The following is a 24,407-nucleotide window of genomic DNA, read 5'->3' as shown; positions in this document are numbered from 1 at the left end:
GGGGCCGCCGGCGGGGGCGGGGGCCCGCCCCCGTCGGGCGCGGGGGGGGGGGAGGCGGCCCCCGCGGCGGGGGGGGGGGGGGGGGGGGGGGGGGGGGGCCCGCCCCCCGGCCCCCCCCCCCCCGCGGCCCTCGTGCTCCGCGTTCAGGGCGAGGCCTCAGGCGAGGCTGAAGTCGTCCGCGTACACGGCGCCCTGGCCGTACCAGCCGTGGACGTAGACGGTGACCGCGCCGCTGGAGCCGGTGGTGAAGGTGACCTTCAGCTGGTTCCAGGCGGTCCCGTCGGACCAGGTGCTCGCGGTGGCGCCGCCGCTGACGCCGACGTAGGCGTACGGGCCCTGCACCCAGGCGGAGAGCGTGTACGTCTTGTTCGGCGCGAGGGTGACGGCCTGGTCGCACTCGCCGGTGCCGCTGGAACTCGGCGTCACCTGGAGGCTGTGGGAGCCGCCGTGGACCGGGGTGGAGACCACCGAGCCGCCGGCCGCGCAGGTCCACGGACTCGTACCGCCGCTCTCGAAGCCCGCGTTGACCAGCGAGCCGCCGCCACCGCCGCCGCCTCCCGAGGAGGTGACGGTGAGCGTGTAGGTGGCGCTGTGGCTGCCGCTCGCCGCGCTGCCCTTGACCGTGATCGGATAGCTGCCCGCCGCGACCGACGAGCCGACCGTCGCCGTCAGCGTCGAACTGCCGCCGGAAGTGACGGAGTTCGGGCTGAAGGAGATGCCGACGCCGGAGGGCGCGCCGGAGGCTGAGAGACCGACGGACTCGGCGCCGCCCGAGGTGACGGCCGTGCCGACGGTCGCGGTCGCCGAACCGCCCTGGGCGACGGAGGCGGAAACCGGAGACAGGGAGAGGGAGAAGTCGGTGGTGGTGCCGCCGCCTCCGCCGCCCGAACTTCCCTCGTAGGGCACGAACGCGTCGGTGAAGGCGAGCGGGCTCTGGCTGATCTGACTACACGTGGAAAGGGAGTTGGCGCTTCCGCTGCAGGGCTGGTCCCGGTTGGCCGACCAGAACGCGAGGCGTCCGACACCGTTCTGCGCGGCGAAGCTCTCCACGGTCTGGGCGTCGGCCAGGGTGAAGGTGGACCCGTCGTCGTTCTTGCCGATCATCGGGGTGATGCCGAGGTTGCCGTAGCCGTAGCCGGAGTCGACGGACTGCATCTGCGCCAGCGTGGCCCGGGCCGCGGAGAGGGCGGCCTGGCCCATCTCGGTGCCGGTACCGGCGTAGTAGTCCATGGTCATGACGTTGACGACGTCGATCTTGACGCCGGCGCTCTTGGCGGCCTTGAGGATGTTGACGCCGTCGCCGGTCAGCCCGCTGGTCAGCACCGGCAGCGTCATGGAGAACTGGAGTCCGGGGTTGGCGGCCTTGAGGTCCTTCATCGCCTGCATCTGGCGGGCCACGGCCGCGGTGTCGGCGACGGCGGCGCCCTCGACGTCGAAGTCGAGCTGGGTGACGCCGTAGTCGTTGATGATCGCCTGGTACCCGGCGTCGATGCTGCTCTGGTTCGAGCACGTCCACGCGAGCGGCTCGCCGCTCGCCCCGCCGGAGGAGATGATCACCGACGCGCCCTCGGCCTTGGCCCGGGCGATCTCCGGGTCGGTGAAGGAGTCGTTGCCGATCGGGAGGGTGTCGCCCCAGATCTGGTTGCAGCCGACGCCGAGGACGAAGGCCGCCGTGTAGGCCTTGAGGTGATGGCCGGTGACGGCGGTGTCGAGCAGGCCTTCCTGACCGTTCGACATGTCGACGTAGGGAGCCACGGAGTAGACGCTGCCCGCCGCGGCGGTGCCGGCGGGGGCGAGGGCGACGGCGGCGCCGGTGACCGTGAGTGCCAGGGCGCACGCGGAAGCCGCGAGTCTTGCCAGGTGCATGACAGTGGCCCTTTCGGGATGCCCAAGGAGGACGGAGAGGTGGGGGGGTGAGCCTGGAGGGGTATTGGTACATACCAAACTCCCCGTGGTCTCCGCCGTCAAGAGGACTAGACCAAAGGCTCCGTCAAGTCGCGCGCCCCGTCTGCGGCCGGCCGGACGCCGGGCCGCGGACGGGGCGCACCGGGCTACTTCGCGGTCAGGAACTCGTCCGCGGCCAGCGGGCGGTTCACGATCCGGGTGTCGCCGATGCCGCCGTGGAAGACGATGTCGACGGCGCCCGCGTACTCGTGGCCGCCCAGCAGCCAGGGCAGTCCGAGCGACGTGAGGCCGACCGAGAGCCGGTTCGGGTTGTCGGCGACCGGCGCGCCCTCGACGTACAGCCGCGTGCGCCGGCCGTCGTTGACCACCGCCAGGTGCCACCAGGCGAGTTCCACCAGGCCGTGGCCCCAGTTGGTGGTCGGATAGGTGTCGTTGAGCGGGTAGTGGTTGAACTGCGGCTCGCGGCCGTTGTTGGAGATGGCGAGCTGGAGCACGGGCTCGCCGGGGTCGGTGTTCTTGCCGTGCTTGCCGGCGTCCGAGGCCGAGCCCCGGCGGCTGAGTATCGACGCCCAGCCGTTGCGGCCGGCGTCCCAGTCCAGCGGCATCCGCACGAACGTCTCGATGGTGTACCCGGACCTGAACGTCTCGGCGTTCAGCGGCGCCTTGGCCCCGGTGGTCAGGTACGAGCCGTGCAGCGGGTTCCGGCCGCCCGTGAACGTGAGGCTGGCGTGCGCGGGCTGGTCGGGGTGGTGGTCGTCGGACCAGGTCAGCGCGTCCGCGGCGGTGCCCGGCAGGGTCACCACCGTCAGGTCGTTGCCCTTGCCGGACAGGTCGGGCACGCTCTGGCCCGCGGCGAGCGCGGTACCGGGCTTGCCCTGCCCGTCGAAACGCCAGTACGCCAGCGTGCCCTTCACCAGTTCGCGGGCGGCCGGGCGGGCGGGGCGGACCGGCACCGGGGCGAACCCGGCGAACCGCTCGGCGAAGTCGATCGGCACCGAGAAGTTGTCGACCGGGCCGGTGATACGGGCGTGCTGGGCCGCCAGCAGGCTGCGGGACTCGGGCTTCTGGGCCAGGATCCAGGGGTTGACCGTCTCGACGTCGATCGTGTTCCGGGCCAGGTCGAAGTGGTACAGCCGGATCATGCCGCCGCCGCCGAAGTAGCGGTTCTGGTAGTTGGTGATGTGCAGGTGCACCTCGTTGCCCGCGGCGTTCTTCGCGGTCGTCCGCGCGGGCGGCCAGTAGTGGCCGTTGAGGGTCAGGAAGATCTGGTCGTTGTCGTTGATCAGCCGGTCCCAGACCGTGCGGCCGTAGTCCGACAGGACGGCGTTGTCCTCGGGGTCACCGGACTCGTACGGGAAAACGTTGTCATCGTAGTCCGAGTAGACGAGGTCGTGCGTCGTCAGGATCACCGGAAGCTTCGGGTGGGCCTTGATGACGCCGTCGGCCCAGGCGAAACCCTGCTCGCTGGTCCGCCAGTCCAGGGCCAGCAGCAGCCAGGAGCGGCCGGCGGCCTCGAAGACGTGCGCGGTGTTGTAACCGGTCGCGTCCGCCCCGGCGAACGTCCTGGCGCGCTTGAAGCGCTGCGGGCCCATGGTCCGCAGGTACGCCGTGTCGCCGCGGCTGTCGTCGCCGCTCACGTCGTGGTTGCCGGCCAGCACGCTGTAGGCGGCGCCGTGCGCGTCCAGCAGGCCGAAGGCCTTGTCGACCTGCTGGAACGAGGACGGGTCGGCGTCCTGGGTCAGGTCGCCGAGGTGCGCCAGGAACACGATGTTGTCGGCTGAGGCGTGGCCGCTGTTGCCGATGACGTAGCGGAACGACTCCTCCTGCGGCGTCCGGTCCACGCTGTCCTGGCTGCCCCAGTAGAGGAACTGGGTGTCCGGCATCACCGCGAGGGTGAACCGGAGAGCGGTCGTGTCCGGTCTCCAGGTGCCGGTCCCGCGGCTCTGGGCGGCGGAGTCGGCGAACGCCGGCGTGGCGCCGAGCGCGGCCGTGCCCACGGTCGCCGCGCCCGCGCCGGCGAGCGCCGCGTTGCGGAGGAATCCGCGCCTGCTGTGTCCTGCTGTGTCCTGTGACGGAGTGTCATCCTGCATGGACATGGGCCTTCCCGGGTCGTCGGTCCGAACGGCGTCGACGCTACCCAGAAGGCCCGTGGGGCGGGCGGACACGAGATGACGGGCAAAAGCCGGGCGGCTGTCCGGTTTCGAAAGACTCGCGTACCGGGCAAGCGCCGCGTACCGTCCGTTCGGACGGTCAGGCCGAGGGCTCCGTCACCGTGTGCTCGCCGCGCCGGACGAAGGTCAGCCCCGCCCACGCCATCGCCGCCAGCGGGATGACACCCGAGACGATCACCTGGCCCTGGCTGGAGACCAGGCTGTTCGGAGTGCCCAGGAGGTAGCCGAGGCCGATGCAGCTGCGGGACAGCGCCTGGAAGCAGGCCCAGGCGCTGCCGTGCACCTCGGCGGGGACCCGCGAGTGCACCGCGTTGCGCAGGCCGACGTTGCACGCGCCGTTGCCGAAGCCCGCGACGAGGAACAGCGGGAAGATCACCGCGGCGACCGGGATCAGGCCGGTGAGGAGGAGGCCCAGGCCGATGCCCGAGACACCGCCGACGATCAGCAGGGCGTGCCGTTCCGACCAGCGTGCGCGGCCCGCGAGCAGGGCGCCGGGCACGGACCCCAGGGCCCAGGTCGCCAGCATCAGGCCGAAGACGGTGTCGTTGCCGTTGACGATGTCGCGCAGGTAGAAGACGCCCGCGACGTTCTCGATGCTGGTGGCCAGCATGGCCGCCGCCAGCGCGGGCATCAGCGTGCCCACCACCGGCGCGTCGCGCAGCGCCCGGAAGCCGTCCCCGAGCTTCGTCGCGGGACGGCGGCCGATCACCACGTCCACGCTGCTCGGCACCGCCCACAGGGTGCACCCCGCGAGCACCAGGAAGGACGCGGCGTCCACTCCGAGGAGCATTCCGGTGCCCCACTGGGAGTTGAGGAATCCGGCCAGCGCGGGCCCCACCAGGCCCGCCACGGACATGCCGGCCATCAGCAGGCTGTTGGCCCGGCCGGTGTGCCGGTCGCCCGCGACGGCGGGCAGCATCTTGAACCCGGCGGCCACGGACGCCACTCCGGCCAGGGAGGACAGGGCGATCAGCGCGACCTTGACGTGGAAACCGCCGGCGACGGTGGCCGCGCCGAGGAACAGCGACTGGGTCAGCAGTGCCCACAGGCAGACCGTGCGCGCGCTGAACCGGTCGACCACGGAGCCGATCAGCGGTGCCGCGAGCACCGTCGGGACGAGTTCGGCGAGCATCACCTCGGTCACGCCGAAGCGGAGGTCCCGGTCGGCCGCGTTCAGCACCAGTCCCAGCGAGGCGAGGGTGTCGCCCACCCTGGAGAAGAGTGTTCCCGCGATGAGGACCTGTGCGGCGACCGGCATCGTGGTGGTCCGGCGCAGCGCGGCGAACGGTGTTCTCCGCGTCTTTTGCGTATCCAATCCAGTCCAATCCGTCCACTTGCCGTGCTCATGCTGTCCGCTCGCCGATCAGATTAGGCCTGCGAGCCGGGCGATGGAGCGTCCACCGGCCACCGGCAAGGACTGCTTTCCGGCCTTTGGGTGCCCCTCCCGAAGCCGGCGACCGGTCCTAATTTCTCAGCCAGGAACGCTGCTTCACCGAATGTCCACACATGTTCCACATCAACTCCGGGCCGGCCCGGATTGGCCGGCGCGTTCCCCGCGCCACCCGCGACGACGTGCATCCGGGGCGTTTTGGGCGACCTTTCCCGAGTCGGCGGGACCGGTGCCCCGCAGGGGGGTCCCGATGTCCCGCTGGGGACGGGAAAGCGTACTTTTCGGCCAATCGCTGGAGTTGCGCCGGTCTCTTCCGGTGAACGCGGTCCGTGCCGTCCGCCGAATCGGAAAGCGCCTACCGTGGCGGCGGAGTTATCGATGCCCGCCTGATGAATGTCCGGAAAATGTCGGGGCAACGGGACGTCCCATTCCCCGAAGAGCGGCGAAAGGGAACGAACCGGAATCGCCCGGAGGCGCAAGTCCCCTGGTCGGAAAAGTGCGTGCCGTCTCCCGGGCCCGCAGCCTACACTCGCTCGGTATCACGCACCGTAGCCGCGAAAGGCGGTCCCGGCGCTTTTCCGTGACGTGTTCGGACGAGGGGGAGGAGAGAGTCATGCGCGACCGCGCGACCGCCGGCTCCTCCCGTTCCCGCTACGACGTGATCCTCGTGTCCCCGTCCCCCCGGTACCCGCTGCGCGGCCGGTACCGGACTCCGTGACGCCGACCCGGCCCCACAACTCTTCTCCCGTGCGCTGACATTGACATGCCGTCAGCCATGGCCGGGTGAACCTCGCCGCACGGAAATTGCGCCGCCCATTCCAGGACCCGCATTCGAAAGGCACCGGGCCATGCGCGCCGAACTCCACCCGAACTCCGTCAACTCCCTCGCCGCCGTTCGCAACCTGGGCATCCTCGCCCACGTCGACGCCGGAAAGACCACCGTCACCGAACGCATCCTCTTCACCACCGGCACCATCCACAAACGCGGCGAAGTGCACGACGGCACCACCGTCACCGATTTCGACCCCCAGGAGCGCGACCGCGGCATCACCATCTTCGCCGCGGCCGTCAGCTGCGCCTGGGACGGCCACCGCGTCAACCTCATCGACACCCCCGGCCATGTCGACTTCACCGACGAGGTCGAGCGCTCCCTGCGCGTCCTCGACGGCGCGATCGCCGTGTTCGACGCGGTGGCCGGCGTCGAGCCGCAGAGCGAGTCGGTGTGGCGGCGGGCCGACCGGCACGGCGTGCCGAGGATCGCCTTCGTCAACAAGCTGGACCGGGCCGGCGCCGACCTTGACAGCGCCGTCGAGTCGATCCGCGCCCGGCTGCACCCGGCCCCGCTCGTCGTGCAGTTGCCCATCGGCGCGGAGGACGGCTTCACCGGCGTCGTCGACCTCGTGCGCATGCGGGCGCTGGTGTGGCCGGACGGTGGCGGTACGGCGGTGACGGGGCCGGTCCCCGAGGGGCTGCGCGCGGAGGCGGAGCGCAGGCGGCGCGCGCTGGAGGAGGCGGTCGCCGCCCTGCACCCGGCCGCCCTGGAGGAGTTCTGCGCGCCGGCGGGCCGGGTGTCGGACGGCACGCTCCGCACCGTCCTGCGGGAACTCACCCTGAGCGGTGAGGGCGTCGTCGTCCTGTGCGGCTCCGCCTACCGCAACCGGGGCGTCGAACCGCTGCTGGACGCGGTCGTGGCCTATCTGCCCTCACCACTGGACGTGCCCGCCGTGCGCGGCACCCATCAGGGCGCCGAGCTGCGGCGGGCCGCCGACCCCGAAGGCCCGTTCGCCGCGCTCGCGTTCAAGGTGACCGCGACGGCCACCGGACGCCTCACCCACGTCCGCGTCTACTCCGGCACGATCGAGAAAGGAGACACCGTGCGGGACCCGGCGACCGGCCGCACCGAACGCGTCGCCCGCATCCTCCGCGTCATGGCCGGGCGGCACGAGCCCGTCGACCGCGCGGTGGCCGGTGACATCGTCGCCGTCGTCGGACCGAAGTCGGCCCGTCCCGGCTCCACGCTGTGCACGCCGGACGCCCCGCTGCTGCTGGAACCGCCCGTCGCCCCGGAGCCCGTGGTGTCCGTCGCCGTCGAGGCCCGGCGCCGGACCGACACCGGGCGGCTGGCCGAGGCGCTGGCCCGGCTGACCGAGGAGGATCCCTCGCTGGTGGTGCGCGCCGACCCCGAGACGGGGCAGACCGTGCTGTCCGGGATGGGTGAACTGCACCTGGAGGTCGCCGTGGCGAAGGTCCTGGCCGACGGCGGTCCCGAGGTCGCGGTGGGCCGGCCGCGGGTGGCCCTGCGGGAGGCGGTGGCACGCGGGGTGACCGGCTTCGGCTACCGGCACGTCCACCAGACCGGTGGCGCAGGGCAGTTCGCGCACGTCGTCCTGGACGTCGAACCGCTGGCGCACGAGGCGGGCTTCGAGTTCCGGTCGGCGGTCGTCGGCGGCCGGGTGCCCCAGGAGTACGTCCGCGCGGTCGAGGCCGGCTGCCGGGACGCGCTCACCGAGGGGCCGCTCGGCGGGCATCCGGTCACCGGCCTGCGGGTCACGCTCGCCGACGGGTCCACGCACGTGAAGGACTCCTCCGACACGGCGTTCCGTACGGCGGGCAGGCTAGGTCTCCGGGAGGCTCTGCGCGACTGCGGGACGGTCCTGCTGGAGCCGGTCGCCGAGGTCACGGTCACCGTGCCCGAGGACGCGGTGGGCGGGGTGCTGGGCGACCTGGCCGCCCGGCGCGGCCGGGTCACGGGTTCCGCGGCCCGGGGCGGGTCCGCGGTGCTGACGGCCACCGTGCCGCTGGCCGAACTCTTCGGCTACGCGACCCGGCTGCGCGGCCGCACCCGCGGCCGGGGCACCTTCACCACCCGCCCGACGGGCTACGCCCCGTCCCCGACCACCCGCTGAAGGGAAAGGGGCCCCGGAACCCCCACCCCGGGGCCCCGCTTCCGGGCCCGTCGCCCCGGGGCCCGACTTCCGGGTGCCCCGCCCCGGGGCCCGGCCTCGGGAACACCGCCGGGGGCACACCGCTCCAGGGCCCCGCTTCCGGCTTCCCCACTCCCGGGGCGCGGCTTCCGGGTCCGTCCGCGCCGGGGGAGTGCCCTGGCGGGGTGTGTCTCCGGGGCCCGGATCGCCGGACTCGGCGGGACCGGTGAGGCGGGCGCGTCCCGCCCCGTCGTACGCAAAACCCCCGTCGAAACACAACCGTTGTGGAACGCCCCGTGAGCGCTCTTCGTCCAGGTCGCCCCGCTTCGGTGCAGGTCACGCCGCTTGGTGTGCGCGCGGGACCGGGGCGGAACCGCCTGTTCCCCGTCCCGCCTGCGCGGATACCCGTGCCGGATCCCTTGACGAGTCACTGTTCGGGGGATTAACTCACGTCCTAAATTAAGCCATGAGGGGGCTTCGGAAGCCGAACGGCCGACTCGGTGTCCGCACGTGCGGACACCGGCCGCCGCGAAGCCCTCTCGGGGTTCTCGTCTCCCGGAAAGGCACAGCTGGAGCCATGCGCAGCATCCGAGCCGCGGCCGTAGGCGCCGTCACCATGTCTCTCGCCCTCGCGGCCACGGCCTGCGGTGGCGGTTCGTCCACCGGCGGCGGGTCCAACGACTCCCCGAAGACGCTCACCTACTGGGCCTCCAACCAGGGTGCCAGCATCGAGATCGACAAGAAGACGCTCCAGCCGGAGCTCGACAAGTTCCAGAAGCAGACCGGCATCAAGGTCAAGCTGGAGGTCGTGCCCTGGTCGGACCTCCTCAACCGCATCCTGACCGCGACCACCTCCGGCCAGGGCCCCGACGTGCTCAACATCGGCAACACCTGGAGCGCCTCGCTGCAGGCGACCGGCGCGCTGCTGCCCTGGGACGCCAAGAACTTCGACAAGATCGGCGGCAAGGACCGCTTCGTCGACTCGGCGCTCGGCTCCACGGGTGCCGAGGGCAAGGACCCGGCGGCCGTCCCGCTGTACTCGATGGCCTACGCCCTCTACTACAACAAGAAGATCTTCGCCGACGCCGGCATCGCCAAGCCCCCGGTCACCTGGGACGAGTTGATCGCGGACGGCAAGAAGATCCAGGCGAAGGGCAAGTCGGTCCTCGGCGCCGAGGGCGGCAACGTCTCGGAGAACATCCACCACGTCTTCGTCTTCGCCAAGCAGCACGGCGGCGACTTCTTCACCGCCGACGGCAAGCCCAACTTCACCGACCCGAAGGTCGTCGACGCGGTCAAGCAGTACGTCGACCTGATGGCCAAGGACAAGGTCATCCCGACCGGCGACGCCGAGTACGCGCAGAACCAGTCGGTCAGCGACTTCGCCAAGGGCAAGCAGGCGATGCTGCTGTGGCAGTCGGCGGCCGCCAACCTCAAGTCGCAGGGCATGAGCGAGAGCGACTACGGCATCGCCCCGGTGCCCGTGCAGTCCGGCACCCCCGGCACCGGCGCCCAGACCAACTCGATGGTCGCCGGCATCAACATGGCCGTCTTCAAGAACAGCAAGAACCTCGACGGCGCCACGAAGTTCGTGAAGTTCATGACCAGTGACGAGGAGCAGAAGATCCTCAACACGGCCTACAGCTCCATCCCGCCGGTCAAGACCGCCCAGGAGGACGCGGCCTTCAACACCCCGGCCAACGCCGTCCTGAAGAACACCCTCGCCACCAGCGCCGCGGCCCTGCCCCAGGTGGCCTCCGAGTCGCAGTTCGAGACGACCGTCGGTACCGCCGTCAAGAACCTGTTCGCCTCCGTGGCCGCCGGTCACGCGGTCACCACCGACTCCGTGAAGGCCGAGCTGGAGAAGGCCCAGCAGCAGATGCCGGCGGCCTGAACGCGATGACGACCACCACCACCGCCGTAACCGAGCCGGTGCGTGCGAACTCCCCCGGGACGGCGGGCGGCTCGGGCCGCCGTCCCGGGCGGATCCGCCGGATCGGACTGCCCTACCTGCTGCTCCTGCCCGCCCTGCTGCTCGAACTGCTCGTCCATCTCGTGCCGATGGTCATCGGCGTCGTGATGAGCTTCAAGGAGCTCACCCAGTTCTACATCCGCGACTGGACCACCGCCCCGTGGGCCGCGTTCGACAACTACAAGATGTCGGTCGACTTCGACGCCCCGGTCGGCAAGGCCCTGCTGCACTCCTTCTTCGTCACCGTCGCCTTCACCCTGCTGTCGGTCGGCCTGTGCTGGCTGATCGGCACCGCGGCCGCGGTGTTCATGCAGGACACCTTCAAGGGCCGGGGCCTGCTGCGGGCCCTGTTCCTGGTGCCGTACGCGCTGCCGGTCTACGCGGCCGTGATCACCTGGGTGTTCATGTTCCAGCACGACAACGGACTGGTGAACCACGTCCTGCACGACCAGCTGCACCTCACCGACAAGCCGTCCTTCTGGCTGATCGGCGACAACAGCTTCTACGCCCTGCTCATCGTGTCGGTGTGGAAGGGCTGGCCGTTCGCCTTCCTGATCGTGATGGCCGGACTCCAGAACATCCCGCGCGAGCTGTACGAGGCGGCCGCGCTGGACGGCGCCGGCATGTGGCAGCAGATCCGCCGCATCACCATGCCGTCGCTGCGCCCGGTCAACCAGGTGCTCGTCCTGGTCCTGTTCCTGTGGACGTTCAACGACTTCAACACGCCCTACGTGCTGTTCGGCAAGTCCGCGCCCGAGGCCGCCGACCTCATCTCGGTCCACATCTACCAGGCCTCCTTCGTCACCTGGAACTTCGGCACCGGCTCGGCGATGTCCGTGCTCCTGCTGCTGTTCCTGCTGGTCGTGACCGGCGTCTATCTCGTGCTCACCTCACGCGGGCGGAGGACCGCCGATGTCTAGCCCCAGCTCGCCGATGGCCCCGCCGCGCTCCTTCCTCTGGGCCCGGGGAATCTTCCTCACGCTGCTGACCGGGTTCGTGCTGATCCCGGTGTACGTGATGATCTCCAGTTCGCTGAAGCCGCTCGCGGACGTCACCGGCAAGTTCCGCTGGCTGCCCAGCGGGCTGACCATCCGCCCGTACATCGACATCTGGTCGACGGTCCCGCTCGCCAAGTACTTCGTGAACTCGCTGATCGTGTCGGTGGCGGCGACGGTCTGCTCGGTCGTGGTCGCGGTGTTCGCCGCCTACGCGGTGAGCCGCTACGAGTTCCGTGGCAAGCGGGTCTTCACGGTCACCGTGCTGTCCACGCAGATGTTCCCGGGCATCCTCTTCCTGCTGCCGCTGTTCCTGCTGTACGTCAACATCGGCAACGCCACCGGCATCGCCCTGTTCGGCTCCCGCGGCGGCCTGATCCTCACCTACCTGACGTTCTCGCTGCCGTTCTCGATCTGGATGCTGATCGGGTACTTCGACTCGGTGCCCAGGGACCTGGACGAGGCGGCGCTGGTGGACGGCTGCGGTCCGCTCGGCGCTCTGCTGCGGATCGTGGTGCCCGCCGCGATCCCCGGCATCGTCGCGGTCGCCGTGTACGCCTTCATGACCGCCTGGGGCGAGGTGCTCTTCGCGTCGGTGATGACCAACGACGCCACCCGCACCCTGGCCGTCGGCCTGCAGGGCTACTCCACGCTCAACGACGTGTACTGGAACCAGATCATGGCCGCGTCGCTCGTGGTGAGCGTGCCCGTCGTGGCCGGCTTCCTGCTGCTCCAGCGCTATCTCGTCGCCGGGCTGACCGCCGGCGCCGTCAAGTGAACCCGTCTCGTAACGAAGCCTGTTCGAAGGGAATTTCGTGACCATCGACCTAGCCGCCCTCTCCCACGACTTCCTGTGGGGTACGGCAACAGCGGCGTACCAGATCGAGGGGGCCGTCGCCGAGGACGGTCGCGCGCCCTCCATCTGGGACACCTTCTCGCACACCCCGGGGAAGATCGCGGGCGACGACAACGGCGACGTCGCCTGCGACCACTACCACCGCTGGCGCGAGGACATCGCCCTGATGGGCCGGCTCGGCACCAACGCCTACCGGCTCTCGGTCGCCTGGCCGCGGGTGCGGCCCGGCGGCGACGGCCCGGTCAACGCCAAGGGCCTCGACTTCTACGACGGGTTGATCGACGCCCTGCTGGCGGCCGGCATCACCCCGTCGGTCACGCTGTACCACTGGGACCTGCCGCAGGCCCTGCAGGACCGGGGCGGCTGGCCGGAGCGGGAGACCGCCGAGCACTTCGCCGCCTACGCCTCCGTGGTCGCCGAACGCCTCGGTGACCGGGTCAAGCACTGGACCACGCTCAACGAGCCGTCCTGCTCGGCCTGGATCGGCCACCTGGAAGGCACGATGGCGCCGGGTCTGACCGACCTGACGGCCGCCGTCCGCGCCTCCTACCACCTGCTCCTCGGTCACGGTCTGGCCGCGCAGGCGATCCGCGCCGCCGCGCCCGGCGCCGAGGTCGGCATCGTGAACAACCTCTCCACGGTGTTCGCCGCCTCGGACCGCCCCGAGGACCAGGCCGCCGTCCGCCGCCACGACGGGCACGTCAACCGCTGGTGGCTCGACCCGGTGCACGGCCGCGGCTTCCCCGCCGACATGGTCGAGACGTACGGCGTCGAACTCCCCGAGCGCGCCGGCGACCTGGAGACCATCGCCACTCCGCTGGACTGGCTGGGCCTGAACTACTACTTCCCGGCCTACATCGAGAACGACCCGGACGGCCCGGCCCCGTACGCCCGTTCCGTGCGCCGCCCGGACGTCCCGCGCACCGGCATGGACTGGGAGATCGACGCGAGCGGCATCGAGACGCTGCTGCTGCGCCTCACGAACGAGTACGGCGCCCGCAAGCTGTACGTCACCGAGAACGGCTCGGCCTACCCGGACGTGATCCGCCCCGACGGCACGATCGACGACCCGGAGCGCCAGGAGTACCTGGTCGGCCACCTCGCGGCCTGTGCCTCGGCGGCCCGCAAGGGCGCTCCGCTGGCCGGGTACTTCGCCTGGTCGCTGCTGGACAACTTCGAGTGGGCCTACGGCTACGACAAGCGGTTCGGCCTGGTCCACGTCGACTACAAGACCCAGGTCCGCACCATCAAGGGCAGCGGTCACCGGTACGCGGACATCATCCGCGACCACCGGGGACAGGTCCGCAAGGCGGCCTGACCGGAACGGCGGTGGACGCGGTCCAGGGGAGTTCCGCGTCCACCGCACGGCATCTCCACGCGCATGCACGACGGGCCGCGAGCACCACCCTCTGATCTGTCATGAACACAACATGTGCACCATCGACACTCAGGAGACCCGCATGCCAACCCGCATCCCCCGTACCCTCCTGGCCGCCCTCGCGACGGCGGCCCTGCTGACCTCGGGCCCGGTCCTGGCCGCACCGGCGTCCGCCGCCGCTGCCGCCGTGAGCTGGGACACCGACCGCGCGAACACCGCCTTCACGGCGAACCCGAACGCCGTCACCGCCTCCGGCAGCGAGAACGGCGGCACCGCCCCCGGCCTGGCGTTCGACGGCAACGGCTCCACCCGCTGGTCCAGCAACTTCGCGGACGACGCCTGGATCCGGATCGACCTCGGCACCACGATCCGCATCGACCGGGTGGTCCTCGACTGGGAGGCCGCCTACGGCAAGAGGTACGTCCTGGAGGCCTCGAAGAACGGCACGGACTGGACGCCGTTCTACACCGAGACGGCGGGCACCGGCGGCTCGGTCACCGCGAGCACCTACCCGCAGGAGGTCACCGGCCGCTACGTCCGGATGCGCGGCGTCGAGCGCGCCACCCCCTACGGCTACTCCCTGTGGAACTTCAAGGTCTACGGCGGCGAACCCGCCCCCGCCTCCTCGGCCGTCACCAACCTCGCCCTCAACCACCCGGCGTTCTCCAACTACTACCAGCACGCGGGCAACTCGCCGGCCTTCGCCACCGACGGCGGCTGGCCCGCCGACCTCAAGGGCGACTCGACCCGCTGGTCGAGCGACTGGAACGCCGACCGCTGGATCTCCGTCGACCTGGGCGCCCGCTCCACGATCTCCTCCGTGGACCTCTACTGGGAGTCGGCGTACGCCGTCGACTACCTCCTCCAGGTCTCCGACGACAACACCAACTGGCGCACGGTGTACGAGCCGTCGGCCGCCGCCATCGCCTCCCGCCGCGCGAACGTCGCCGCTCCCGGGGACGCGGCCGGCCTGCACGACACCGTCACCCTGCCCTCCCCGGCCACCGGCCGCTACGTCCGGATGCTCGGAAAGGAACGCCGCAGCTTCTACAACCCGGCGCCCTACACCGCGCAGTTCGGCTACTCCCTCTACGAGTTCCAGGTCTGGGGCACCGGCGGCAGCGCGGCGGCGGCCTACCCCGCCCTCCCGGCCGACCAGTCGGGCACCTACCAGACCACGTTCTTCGACGACTTCACCGGCAGCTCCCTGGACCGCTCCAAGTGGCGGGTGGTGCGCACCGGCACCGAGATGGGCTCGGTCAACGGCGAGTCCCAGGCGTACGTCGACTCGCCGAACAACATCGTCACGCAGAACGGCGAGCTGCTCCTCAAGGCGAAGTACTGCAAGGGCTGCACCCAGGCGGGCGGCGGCACCTACGACTTCACCTCCGGCCGCATCGACACCAACACCCACTTCGACTTCACCTACGGCAAGGTCAGCGCCCGCATGAAGCTTCCCGTCGGCGACGGCTTCTGGCCCGCCTTCTGGCTGCTCGGCAGCAACGTCGACAACCCGTCGGTCTCCTGGCCGGCCTCCGGCGAGACCGACATCATGGAGAACATCGGCTACCCGACCTGGACCAGCACCGCCCTGCACGGCCCCGGCTACTCGGCCGACGGCAACATCGGCGCCCGCCAGACCTACCCGAACGGCGGCACCGCCGACCAGTGGCACACCTACGCGGTGGAGTGGACGCCCACGGCGATGCGCTTCTACGTGGACGACACGCTGGTCCAGGAGACCACCCGCAACAAGGTGGAGTCCACGCGCGGCCAGTGGGTCTACGACCACAACCAGTACGTCATCCTCAACCTCGCCCTCGGCGGTGCCTACCCGGCCGGCTGGAACCAGGTCACCAGCCCCTACTGGGGTCTGCCGCAGTCCAGCGTGGACAAGATCGCGGCCGGGGGAGTGCAGGCGGAGGTGGACTGGGTGCGGGTGGAGCAGAAGAAGTAGGAGGACCCGTCCGCTCCGGCACTGAACCGGCCGTCCACGCCGTGCGTATCTCCCCAGCGTGGGAGGATCACTCACCATGAGTGCGTCACCGGCGGTGCGGAGCCTGCGTGCCGCGGTGTTCGCCGCGGTGTGCGTGCTCCTGGCCGCCGCCGGTCACGGCCTCGCCATGGGCGACATGCCGCCGCCGTGGGCCGACGCGGCCGGGTTCGCCGTCGTGTTCGGCCTGGGCCGCGCGCTGGCGGGACGGGAGCGCGGTCTCCCGGCGATCGGCGCCGGCATGCTGGCCACCCAGGCCGGACTGCACGTCGGCTTCGCCGCGGCCCGCACGGACGCACCCGCGGCGCGCGGCACCACGTCCATGGCCCGCATGCCCATGGCCCGCATGCCCATGGCCCACATGCCCATGGGCCACATGCCCATGACCGCCCTGCGCCCGCACGGGCAGGTCATGGCGGGCTTGGCGCACCACCCGCACGCCCTGACCGCGCACGCCACCCTCGCGCACGTCCTCGCCGCCCTGGTCGCCTCCTGGTGGCTGCGGTGCGGCGAGGCGGCGCTGTGGTCGCTGCTGCGCCGCGCGGCCGCCCTCGTACCCGGTCTGGCGGCCTGGTGGCGTGACGCCCCGCTGTCCCGTCCGGTCCCCGGCCGCCGCCTGGCCCCGGCCGGCCCGATACGCCCCCGCCGACTGCTCGCCCTGCGGCACGCGGTCAGCCGGCGGGGCCCGCCCGTCGCGATCCCGTACCCGGTCTGACACCCGCACGACCATCCCCCGGGCATCCCCCGGACATCACCCGTACGGAGATCACTCACCCATGTCTGCCACTTCCGCCCTGCGCCGCGCCGCCACCGTCACCGCGCTCACCGCCGCGTCGGTCCTCGTCGCCGCCGGCGTCGCCTCCGCGCACGTCACCGTCCACCCCGAGAGCTACGCCAAGGGCGCCACCGACGGCGTCCTGACCTTCCGCGTGCCCAACGAGGAGGACACCGCCTCCACCACCCGGGTGCAGGTCTTCCTGCCCACCGACCACCCGGTCCTCGGCGTCCTCGTCTCCCCGCGGGACGGCTGGACCGCCAAGGTGACCACCACCAAGCTCAAGACGCCCGTCAAGACCGACGACGGCACCATCACCGAGGCCGCCTCCGAGATCACCTGGACCGGCGGGAAGATCGGCGCCGGGCAGTTCGAGGACTTCGACGTGGCGTTCGGCCAGCTTCCCGAGGACACCGGCCGGCTGACCTTCAAGACCCTGCAGACGTACTCCGACGGCAAGGTCGTCCGCTGGATCGAGGAGCCCGCGGACGGCGCCGACGAGTCCGAGAACCCGGCGCCCACGCTCAAGCTGACGGCGGCCGGCGCCGACACCGCCTCGACCGCGCCGGCCGGGAGCGGCGCCAAGGCGACGGCGACCGCGTCCGCCGACGACTCCACCGCGCGGGGCCTCGGCATCGCGGGCCTGATCGTCGGCGTACTGGGCCTGGCCGCGGCCACGTTCGCCTTCCTCCGCACGCGCGGAGCACGCTCGTAGGACCCCGCCCAGGGCATACGGCAGGGCCCGGACCATCCCCCGGTCCGGGCCCTCGTCGTGCTCGGTCAGCTCCCCGGCCGGTTCACCGGACCGCGAGCTCCAGCATCTCCGACTCCCGCGCACGCGCCTCGATCCGCGCCTCGGCACGCACGGTCAGCCGCACCTCGGCCGGTCGCGCCGCCCCCCGCTCCTGCGCCGTCTCCGTCACGTCCGCCTCCGCCCCGGCCCGCTGCGCCTCCGTCCGCCGCGAGGTGCGCCACAGCCACACCACGTCCCGGCCGAAGGACCACAGCAGGGAGCCGAGCGCCAGCAGGACCACGGCCAGGTTGGCCAGGTACGGCAGCAGGTCGGCGCCCGCGAGGAGCAGGCAGATGCCCTGCATCGCGGCGACCGTCTTGCGGGCCATCGACGGCGGCAGCGGCGCGTTCAGCCAGGGCGCCGCCTTCGCGGCCGCGACGAACGCGTAGCGCATCGCGCCGATCAGCAGCACCCACGGGCCCAACTGCATGGCGACGTACACACTCAGCACGAGGATCAGGAACGCGTCGACCTCCATGTCGAAACGCGCGCCCAGCGCGGTGGACGTGCCCGTACGGCGTGCCACCTTGCCGTCCACACCGTCCAGGATCAGGGCCACCGCGGTCAGTCCGACCAGCAGCGAGACCGGCGGCGAACTCTCGAAGGAGTCGGCGACCAGCGCCGTCACACCGCCGACCAGGATCGCGCGGCCCAGGGTCACGCGGTTGGCGGGCCCGAAGGAGCGCGGGCGGGCGCGGTGCAGGGCCCGGGAGAGCACCGCCCAGGTGGCCGTCGCGAAGACGAGTCCCGTCAGCCATCCGGCCGGCCCCATGCCGATCGCCGACCCGAGCAGGGCCAGCAACAGGATCTGCACGCCCGCTCCCACAGCGGTCTCCTGCTGGACCAGCCTGGCTTCGTAAGTGTTGTTCAGGGCCACCGCACGTCCTCCGGCCGAGTGACAGAGTCGATCAACGCCGCGTACTGTGCGCGGCCTGTGCACTTCATCGCTGTGCACACCTCGGTACGTGAACAACTTCCCGATCGTTCAGGAGGACGCCGATGAACCGTTCGGCCCGTGCGTTCTGGCTCCGGTCCCCGGGCCACGGAGAGCTCCGCGAGGTCGCCCTCGCGGAGCCCGGCGACGGCGAGGTGCTGGTGCGCGCGCTGTACTCCGGGGTCAGCCGCGGCACCGAGACGCTGGTGTTCCGCGGCGGGGTGCCGGAGAGCCAGCACGCGGTGATGCGGGCGCCGTTCCAGGAGGGCGACTTCCCCGGGCCGGTGAAGTACGGGTACCTGAGCGTCGGCGTCGTGGAGGCGGGCCCCGCCGAACTGACCGGACGGACGGTGTTCTGCCTGTATCCGCACCAGACGCGCTACGTCGTTCCGGCGAGCGCGGTGACGGTCGTACCGGAGCGGGTCCCACCGGCGCGCGCGGTCCTCGCGGGCACCGTGGAGACCGCCGTGAACGCGCTGTGGGACGCCACCCCGCTGATCGGCGACCGGATCGCGGTGATCGGCGGCGGCATGGTCGGCTGCTCGGTCGCCGCCCTGCTCGCCCGCTTCCCCGGCGTACGGCTCCAACTCGTCGACGCCGACCCGGCCAGGGCCAGGACCGCCGAGGCGCTGGGCGTGGACTTCGCGGCGCCCGAGGACGCCCTCGGCGGCTGCGACCTGGTCGTCCACGCCAGCGCCACGGAGCAGGGCCTCACCCGCGCCCTGGAACTCCTCGCGCCCGAGGGCACGGTCGTGGAACTCAGCTGGTACGGCGACCGGCGGATCTCCCTCCCGCTCGGCGAGGCCTTCCACTCCCGCCGCCTGACCGTGCGCAGCACCCAGGTCGGCACCGTCTCCCCGGCCGCCCGCCCAGGCCGCGGTTACGCCGAACGGCTGACGCTCGCCCTCGACCTGCTCGCCGACCCGGCGCTGGACGCCCTCATCACCGGAGAAAGCGCGTTCGAGGAGCTGCCGCAGGTGCTCCCGAGGCTCGCCTCCGGGGAGATTCCGGCGCTCTGCCACCGGGTCCGCTACGGCGACACCGGCTGATCCGGCGTCCCGGACACCCCGCCAAGAGGTCCTGACCTGAGAAAAGAGTCAGAGTGGACTGAACACGGGGAAGCCGAGAGCCGTACTAAGGGCATCCCCCGGCAGGGATCCGCCGGGGGACCAGACGCGCCGCACCTGGAGGGTCGTCCGTTGTTCAGCATCACCGTCCGCGATCACATCATGATCGCCCACAGCTTCCACGGCGAAGTGTTCGGCCCCGCGCAGCGCCTGCACGGCGCCACGTTCCTGGTGGACGCCACCTTCCGGCGCGAACAGCTGGACGACGACAACATCGTCGTCGACATCGGCCTCGCCACCCAGGAACTCGGCGCCGTGGTCAGCGAGCTGAACTACCGAAACCTCGACAACGAGCCGGACTTCGCCGGGATCAACACCTCCACGGAGTTCCTGGCCAAGGTCGTCGCCGACCGGCTGGCCGAGCGGATCCACAAGGGTGCCCTCGGCGAGGGCGCGCGAGGCCTCGCCGGACTGACCGTCACCCTGCACGAGTCGCACGTCGCCTGGGCGAGTTACGAGCGTGCCCTGTGACCGACGTGACCCTCGGCCGGCCGCCGGCGCTCACCTACGTGCCCGCGCAGCGCGCGGCGACCACCGACCCGGCCGGCGAGAACGCCCCCGCGAACCTCGGGATCCTGCCCATGTCCCTGCGCATCGTGCACTTCGTCATGCCCGGCGGTGTCGACGACCTGGCCACCCCGAGCGGCGGCAACGCCTACGACCGGCGGGTCTGCCTGGACCTGCCCGGCTTCGGCTGGCAGGTCGCCCGGCACGCGGTGCCCGGCTCCTGGCCGCTTCCTGGCACCGCGGCCCGCGACGCCCTCGCCCGCACCCTGCGCGAACTGCCCGACGGCACGGTCGTGCTGCTCGACGGCCTGGTGGCGTGCGGGGTGCCCGAGATCGTCGTACCGGAGGCCGAACGGCTGCGGCTCGCCGTCCTGGTGCACCTGCCGCTCGGCGACGAGACCGGACTCGACCCCGCCGTCGCCGCCGACCTGGACGCCCGCGAACGCGCGGTGCTGCGCGCCGTCCCGGCCGTGGTCGCGACCAGCGACTGGGCGGTCCGACGGCTGGTCTCGCACCACGGCCTGGCACCCGAACGGGTGCACGTCGCCGCTCCGGGTGCCGACATCGCCCCGCTGGCCGGCGGCACCGACGGCGTCTCGCACCTGCTGTGCGTCGCGGCCGTCACCCCGCGCAAGGGCCAGCACCGCCTGATCGAGGCACTCGCCGCGGTCCGGGACCTGCCGTGGACCTGCACCTGCGTGGGCGGCCTCGCCCAGGATCCCGAGTACGTCGCCCACCTGCGCGCGCTGATCGCCCGGTACGGACTGACGGACCGCCTGCACCTGGCGGGACCGCGCTCCGGCGCCGACCTCGACGCCAGTTACGCCGCCGCCGACCTGATGGTCCTCACCTCCTACGCCGAGACCTACGGCATGGCGGTCACCGAGGCCCTCGCCCGGGGCATCCCGGTGCTCGCCACCGACGTCGGCGGCCTGCCGGAAGCGGTCGGGAGGGCGCCCGACGGCGGGGTACCCGGCATCCTGGTGCCGCCGGAGGACCCCGCCGCGCTCGCCGCCGAACTGCGCGGCTGGTTCGGCGAGGCGGACGTACGACGGCGCCTGAAATCCGCCGCGCGCGGCCGGCGGGCGGCGCTCGACGGCTGGGCGACCACCGCCCGCAGCCTGGCCGGAGTCCTGCTGAGGCTCCCCGACGAACCTCGGAGGGCGGCATGAGCGAGACGACGGCCACCGCCCCGGCCGGCGCGGTCCCCGCGCAGCCGGGGCCCGCGGAGGTCACCGACGCAGCCCCGGGAGGAGAGCACATGGATGCCGCAACGTCCGGAGAACCGGGGCGGTTCGAGGCGATAGCCGGGGCCGGTCCGGTCGTCCGGCTGGGCGAGCGGGCCACCCTGCGGCTGCGCGAGGGCGCACCCGAGGAACCCGCCCGGTACGCCCCCGAGTGGCTGGAGCTGCGCGAGAGCGCGGACGCGGCCGCCCGCTCCCACGACCTGCTGGACCCGCTGCGGATCCGGCTGGCCAACCTGCCCGGCAGGCCGGGCGGCCTGGTCGTGCACGACCTGGGCTGCGGCACCGGCTCCATGGGCCGCTGGCTGGCGCCGCGCCTGGACGGCGCCCAGCACTGGGTCCTGCACGACCGCGACCCCTACCTGCTGCACTTCGCCGCGGTCGCCTCGCCGCGGGTGGCCGCGGACGGCAGCCGGGTGACGGTGGAGACCCGCCGCGGCGACGTCGCCCGGCTCACCCCCGACGCGCTGACCGGCGCCTCGCTGGTCACCGCCTCCGCGCTCCTGGACGTGCTCACCCGGGAGGAGGTCGACACCCTCGCGGAGGCCTGCACCGGGGCCGGCTGCCCCGCCCTGCTCACCCTGTCGGTCGCCGGACGTGTCGAGTTCGGCACCCCGCACCCGCTGGACGCGGAGCTGACGGAGGCCTTCAACGCCCATCAGCGGCGCGGCGGGATGCTCGGCCCGGACGCGGTCAACGCCGCCTGCGAGGCCTTCTCCGACCGCGGCGCGACCGTGAAGGTGAACCCCAGCCCCTGGCGGCTCGGCCCCGACGAGAGGGCGCTCACCGAGCAGTGGCTGCGCGGCTGGGTCGGCGCGGCCGTCGAGGAGCGCCCCGCGCTGGCCGGGCCCGCCGAGACCTACCTGGCCGACCGGCTGGCCGCCTGCGCGGCCGGTGACCTGCGGGTGGTCCTGCACCACAGCGACCTGCTGGCGCTCGCCCGGCCGACCGGAGGCCGCTGATGACCACCCCCGCCCTGGTCGGCGAGCCCGCTCCGCTCGCCCCGGTGGGCGCGGCCCGGCGCCTCACCTTCCGCGCGGTCCGCCCGCACCTGGGCACCGCCGCCGGCGTCGCCATCATCGCCGTGCTGCTGTGGCGGCTCGGCACCGGCGTCTTCCTCGACGGACTGCGCCGCATCGACACCCCGACGCTGGTCATCGGCCTGGCGATCGGTGCGGTGACGACCGTGCTGAGCGCCTGGCGCTGGCAGTCGGTGGCCCGCAGCCTCGGCCTGCGGCTGCCGCTCGGACCCGCCGTCGGCGACTACTACCGCGCGCTGTTCCTCAACGCGGCGCTGCCCGGCGGAGTCCTCGGCGACGTGCACCGGGCGGTGCGGCACGGGCAGAGCGAGGGCGACATCGGGCGCGGGGTGCGCGCGGTCGTGCTGGAACGGGCCGCGGGACAGATCGCGTTGACGGTGTTCGGCGCGGCCGCGCTGCTCGTCCTGCCCTCGCCGGTCCGCGACCAGGCGCGCGACTTCGCCCCGTTGGCGGCGGCCGGACTGGTCGGCGCCTGCGCGGTGGTGGCCGCCGTGCGGATGAACCGGGCCCCGGGCAGGCGGGCCGGCGCCCTGCGCGCGACCCTCGCCGAGGCCCGCCGGGCCCTGCTGTCACGGCGGAACGGGCCGGGTGTCGCGCTGTCCTCGGCGGCGATCCTCGCCGGGCACGTCGTGATGTTCGTGGTGGCCGCGCGGGTCGCCGGCTCGGCCGCCTCCGTGGCCGCGCTGACGCCGATCGCGGTACTCGCCCTGGTCGCCATGGGCCTGCCGCTGAACGTCGGCGGCTGGGGACCCCGGGAGGGCGTCACCGCCTGGGCGTTCGCCGCGGCCGGCCTCGGTGCGGACCGCGGGCTCGCCACCGCCGTCGTCTACGGCGTCCTCAGCTTCGTGGCGGCCCTGCCGGGCCTGGTGGTCCTGGTCGTCCGCTGGATCGCCGCGCTGCGCTACTCCCGTGCCGAGGTGAGCAGTTCGAAAACCGCGCCGAAGGAATCGGCGAGGCTCGCGAGGAGTTCCTTCCCCTTTTCCGCGGACCCGAGGGAGGGACGGCCGATGACACCCGACTCGGTATAGGCGGACATTCCCAGGGTGAGGAGATGACGACGGTCGTCAGCGGTGAAATCGGCGGACTCGTGACCAGGGCGGACCAATTCGGGATGAGCGTGCAGCAGAATCGAGGTCTCGATTTCTCCCGCGTGCATGTCGGTGAGCGCCGAGGTCTCGACCCCGGCCCGGGACAGCGCCGTCTCCCAGTCCTCCGCGGCCGGGTAGAGGGCCGTCCGCTCGCCCCGTGCCGACGCCTCCTGGACGACGTTGCCCAGCACGTAGTTGCCGCCGTGCCCGTTGACCACGACCAGCGCGTCGACGCCCGAGCGGCGCAACGATTCTGCGATGTCCCGGACCACCGCGTGCAGGGTCACCGAGGAGATGCTGACGGTTCCCGGCCAGGCCGCGTGCTCGTGCGAGCAGGACACCGTCACCGGCGGAAGGAGGTGCACCGGGAACGCGTCGGCGATCTCCCGGGCCACGGCACAGGCGACGAGCGTGTCCGTCGCCAGCGGAAGGAAGGGGCCGTGCTGTTCGTAGCTGCCCACGGGAAGGACGGCGACCTGTGTTGAAACGCCCGCCCCCCTGGTCCGTACCTCTTCCGTGGTGTCCGTCGGCAACAAGCCGTATGCCGCCGTACGCGCGCCCGAACCATTCATCGTCTCACGGCCTTTCGTCTCCTCTTAGGAATCAGATCATGACAGAGAACATCGGCGTCCTCGGCAAGAAGTCCCCACGGCGTACGGGCGTGGAACGCGTCGTCAATGCACCGCTGCCCACCGTCTACGGCAAGTTCCAGGCCGTCGGCTATCTGGACCACGACCGCGGCGACGAGCAGGTCGCCCTGGTCTACGGGGACATAGCCGGCGACCGGGTGCTGACCCGGCTGCACTCGGAGTGCCTCACCGGTGACGCGTTCGGCTCCCAGCACTGCGAGTGCGGCGACCAGCTGGCCGCCGCCCTGCGCGCGGTCGTCGCCGAGGGCAGCGGCATCGTCGTCTACCTGCGCGGCCACGAGGGCCGCGGCATCGGACTGCTCGGCAAACTGCGGGCGATGGCGCTCCAGGCGGAGGGCCTGGACACGGTCGAGGCCAACCTCGCGCTCGGCCTGCCCGTCGACGCCCGCGACTACGGTGTCGCCGCCGGCATCCTGCGCGACCTCGGAGTGGGCTCGGTGCGCCTGATGTCCAACAACCCGCGCAAGCGCGAGTCGCTGGTACGGCACGGCATCGAGGTCGCCGAGACGGTTCCGCTGCTCATCGAGCCCTGCGAGAACAACATCACCTATCTGCGGACCAAGCGGGAGCGCCTCGACCACGTCCTGCCGCACCTGGACGCGGTCGCGCACTGGTCCTGAGATACCGGGCGGCCCGAGGGGGAAGGACCGGGGAGACCGACGGGA

At 72.0% G+C, this 24,407-nt stretch carries 18 protein-coding genes and 1 pseudogene; 14 read left to right on the top strand and 5 right to left on the bottom strand.

From position 1 onward, the window contains the following. Positions 1-156: 156 nt before the first annotated feature. The 3 genes from ACIQOE_RS10755 to ACIQOE_RS10745 form a co-directional block, all read right to left on the bottom strand. Complete coding sequence (locus tag ACIQOE_RS10755) at positions 157-1,866, bottom strand: carbohydrate binding domain-containing protein (RefSeq protein ID WP_401410943.1); 1,710 nt, start codon at positions 1,864-1,866, stop codon at positions 157-159. Between the two features lie 185 nt (positions 1,867-2,051). Then, a complete protein-coding gene (locus tag ACIQOE_RS10750; RefSeq protein ID WP_362650330.1) occupies positions 2,052-4,001 on the bottom strand; it encodes a LamG-like jellyroll fold domain-containing protein in 1,950 nt (649 codons plus the stop codon). A gap of 154 nt (positions 4,002-4,155) precedes the next feature. Next, positions 4,156-5,334 (bottom strand): MFS transporter, encoded by a 1,179-nt coding sequence (locus ACIQOE_RS10745; protein ID WP_365557668.1) that lies wholly within the window; start codon positions 5,332-5,334, stop codon positions 4,156-4,158. Positions 5,335-6,314: 980 nt separating this feature from the next. Here ACIQOE_RS10745 and fusA point away from each other — a divergent pair. The 8 genes from fusA (at position 6,315) to ACIQOE_RS10705 (ending at position 17,074) form a co-directional block, all read left to right on the top strand. Next, positions 6,315-8,372: an elongation factor G gene (fusA, locus tag ACIQOE_RS10740; RefSeq protein WP_365576407.1), complete on the top strand. Its 2,058-nt coding sequence runs from the start codon at positions 6,315-6,317 to the stop codon at positions 8,370-8,372. A 595-nt stretch (positions 8,373-8,967) separates the two neighbouring features. Next, positions 8,968-10,284, top strand: a complete 1,317-nt coding sequence (locus ACIQOE_RS10735) for a sugar ABC transporter substrate-binding protein (protein WP_351314997.1) — start codon at positions 8,968-8,970, stop codon at positions 10,282-10,284. 5 nt (positions 10,285-10,289) lie between these two features. Further along, positions 10,290-11,282, top strand: coding sequence for a sugar ABC transporter permease (locus ACIQOE_RS10730; RefSeq protein WP_351314994.1), 993 nt, complete (start codon positions 10,290-10,292; stop codon positions 11,280-11,282). Continuing rightward, positions 11,275-12,135, top strand: a complete 861-nt coding sequence (locus tag ACIQOE_RS10725; protein ID WP_351314991.1) for a carbohydrate ABC transporter permease — start codon at positions 11,275-11,277, stop codon at positions 12,133-12,135. Before ACIQOE_RS10730 ends, ACIQOE_RS10725 begins: the two co-directional genes overlap by 8 nt. 37 nt (positions 12,136-12,172) lie before the next feature. Beyond that, the gene (locus ACIQOE_RS10720; protein ID WP_351314988.1) at positions 12,173-13,531 is read left to right on the top strand and encodes a GH1 family beta-glucosidase; all 1,359 of its coding nucleotides are present in this window, start codon (positions 12,173-12,175) and stop codon (positions 13,529-13,531) included. A gap of 142 nt (positions 13,532-13,673) precedes the next feature. Continuing rightward, positions 13,674-15,548 (top strand): discoidin domain-containing protein, encoded by a 1,875-nt coding sequence (locus ACIQOE_RS10715; RefSeq protein WP_351314985.1) that lies wholly within the window; start codon positions 13,674-13,676, stop codon positions 15,546-15,548. Positions 15,549-15,624: 76 nt separating this feature from the next. Next, positions 15,625-16,299, top strand: a complete 675-nt coding sequence (locus tag ACIQOE_RS10710) for a hypothetical protein (protein ID WP_401410938.1) — start codon at positions 15,625-15,627, stop codon at positions 16,297-16,299. 61 nt (positions 16,300-16,360) lie between these two features. Further along, positions 16,361-17,074 (top strand): YcnI family protein, encoded by a 714-nt coding sequence (locus ACIQOE_RS10705; RefSeq protein ID WP_401410936.1) that lies wholly within the window; start codon positions 16,361-16,363, stop codon positions 17,072-17,074. An 82-nt stretch (positions 17,075-17,156) separates the two neighbouring features. Here ACIQOE_RS10705 and ACIQOE_RS10700 read toward each other — a convergent pair whose 3' ends face one another. After that, positions 17,157-18,029 carry a CDP-alcohol phosphatidyltransferase family protein gene (locus tag ACIQOE_RS10700; RefSeq protein ID WP_365557654.1) on the bottom strand — a complete coding sequence of 291 codons (873 nt, stop codon included), beginning with the start codon at positions 18,027-18,029 and terminating at the stop codon, positions 17,157-17,159. A gap of 122 nt (positions 18,030-18,151) precedes the next feature. Here ACIQOE_RS10700 and ACIQOE_RS10695 point away from each other — a divergent pair, with 122 nt between their 5' ends. The 5 genes and pseudogenes from ACIQOE_RS10695 to ACIQOE_RS10675 form a co-directional block, all read left to right on the top strand. Beyond that, positions 18,152-19,135 carry a dehydrogenase gene (locus tag ACIQOE_RS10695; RefSeq protein ID WP_365557652.1) on the top strand — a complete coding sequence of 328 codons (984 nt, stop codon included), beginning with the start codon at positions 18,152-18,154 and terminating at the stop codon, positions 19,133-19,135. 150 nt (positions 19,136-19,285) lie between these two features. Then, a complete protein-coding gene (locus tag ACIQOE_RS10690) occupies positions 19,286-19,684 on the top strand; it encodes a 6-carboxytetrahydropterin synthase (protein WP_351314971.1) in 399 nt (132 codons plus the stop codon). Further along, on the top strand, positions 19,681-20,892 hold the full coding sequence (locus ACIQOE_RS10685) for a glycosyltransferase family 4 protein (protein WP_365576397.1): 1,212 nt from the start codon (positions 19,681-19,683) through the stop codon (positions 20,890-20,892). Before ACIQOE_RS10690 ends, ACIQOE_RS10685 begins: the two co-directional genes overlap by 4 nt. Beyond that, on the top strand, positions 20,889-21,926 hold the full coding sequence (locus ACIQOE_RS10680) for a class I SAM-dependent methyltransferase (RefSeq protein WP_351314965.1): 1,038 nt from the start codon (positions 20,889-20,891) through the stop codon (positions 21,924-21,926). Before ACIQOE_RS10685 ends, ACIQOE_RS10680 begins: the two co-directional genes overlap by 4 nt. Further along, a pseudogene (locus tag ACIQOE_RS10675) lies at positions 21,926-22,807 on the top strand (YbhN family protein); the annotation flags it as partial. The gene ACIQOE_RS10680 and the pseudogene ACIQOE_RS10675, both read left to right, overlap by 1 nt. Before the next feature lie 98 nt (positions 22,808-22,905). Here the strand turns inward: ACIQOE_RS10675 and ACIQOE_RS10670 are convergent. Further along, positions 22,906-23,664 carry a creatininase family protein gene (locus ACIQOE_RS10670; RefSeq protein WP_362167640.1) on the bottom strand — a complete coding sequence of 253 codons (759 nt, stop codon included), beginning with the start codon at positions 23,662-23,664 and terminating at the stop codon, positions 22,906-22,908. Between the two features lie 38 nt (positions 23,665-23,702). On the opposite strand from ACIQOE_RS10670, the gene ribA reads away from it, so the two are divergent. Further along, a complete protein-coding gene (gene ribA / locus ACIQOE_RS10665) occupies positions 23,703-24,362 on the top strand; it encodes a GTP cyclohydrolase II (RefSeq protein WP_351314960.1) in 660 nt (219 codons plus the stop codon). The last annotated feature ends 45 nt before the right edge of the window (positions 24,363-24,407 follow it).

This window comes from Streptomyces sp. NPDC091282 (assembly GCF_044757385.1).
In the GTDB taxonomy this organism is placed as follows: Bacteria; Actinomycetota; Actinomycetes; order Streptomycetales; family Streptomycetaceae; genus Streptomyces; species Streptomyces gramineus.
The sequence above is the reverse complement of the archived record's forward strand: the minus strand, read 5'-3'. Positions and strand labels throughout refer to the sequence as shown.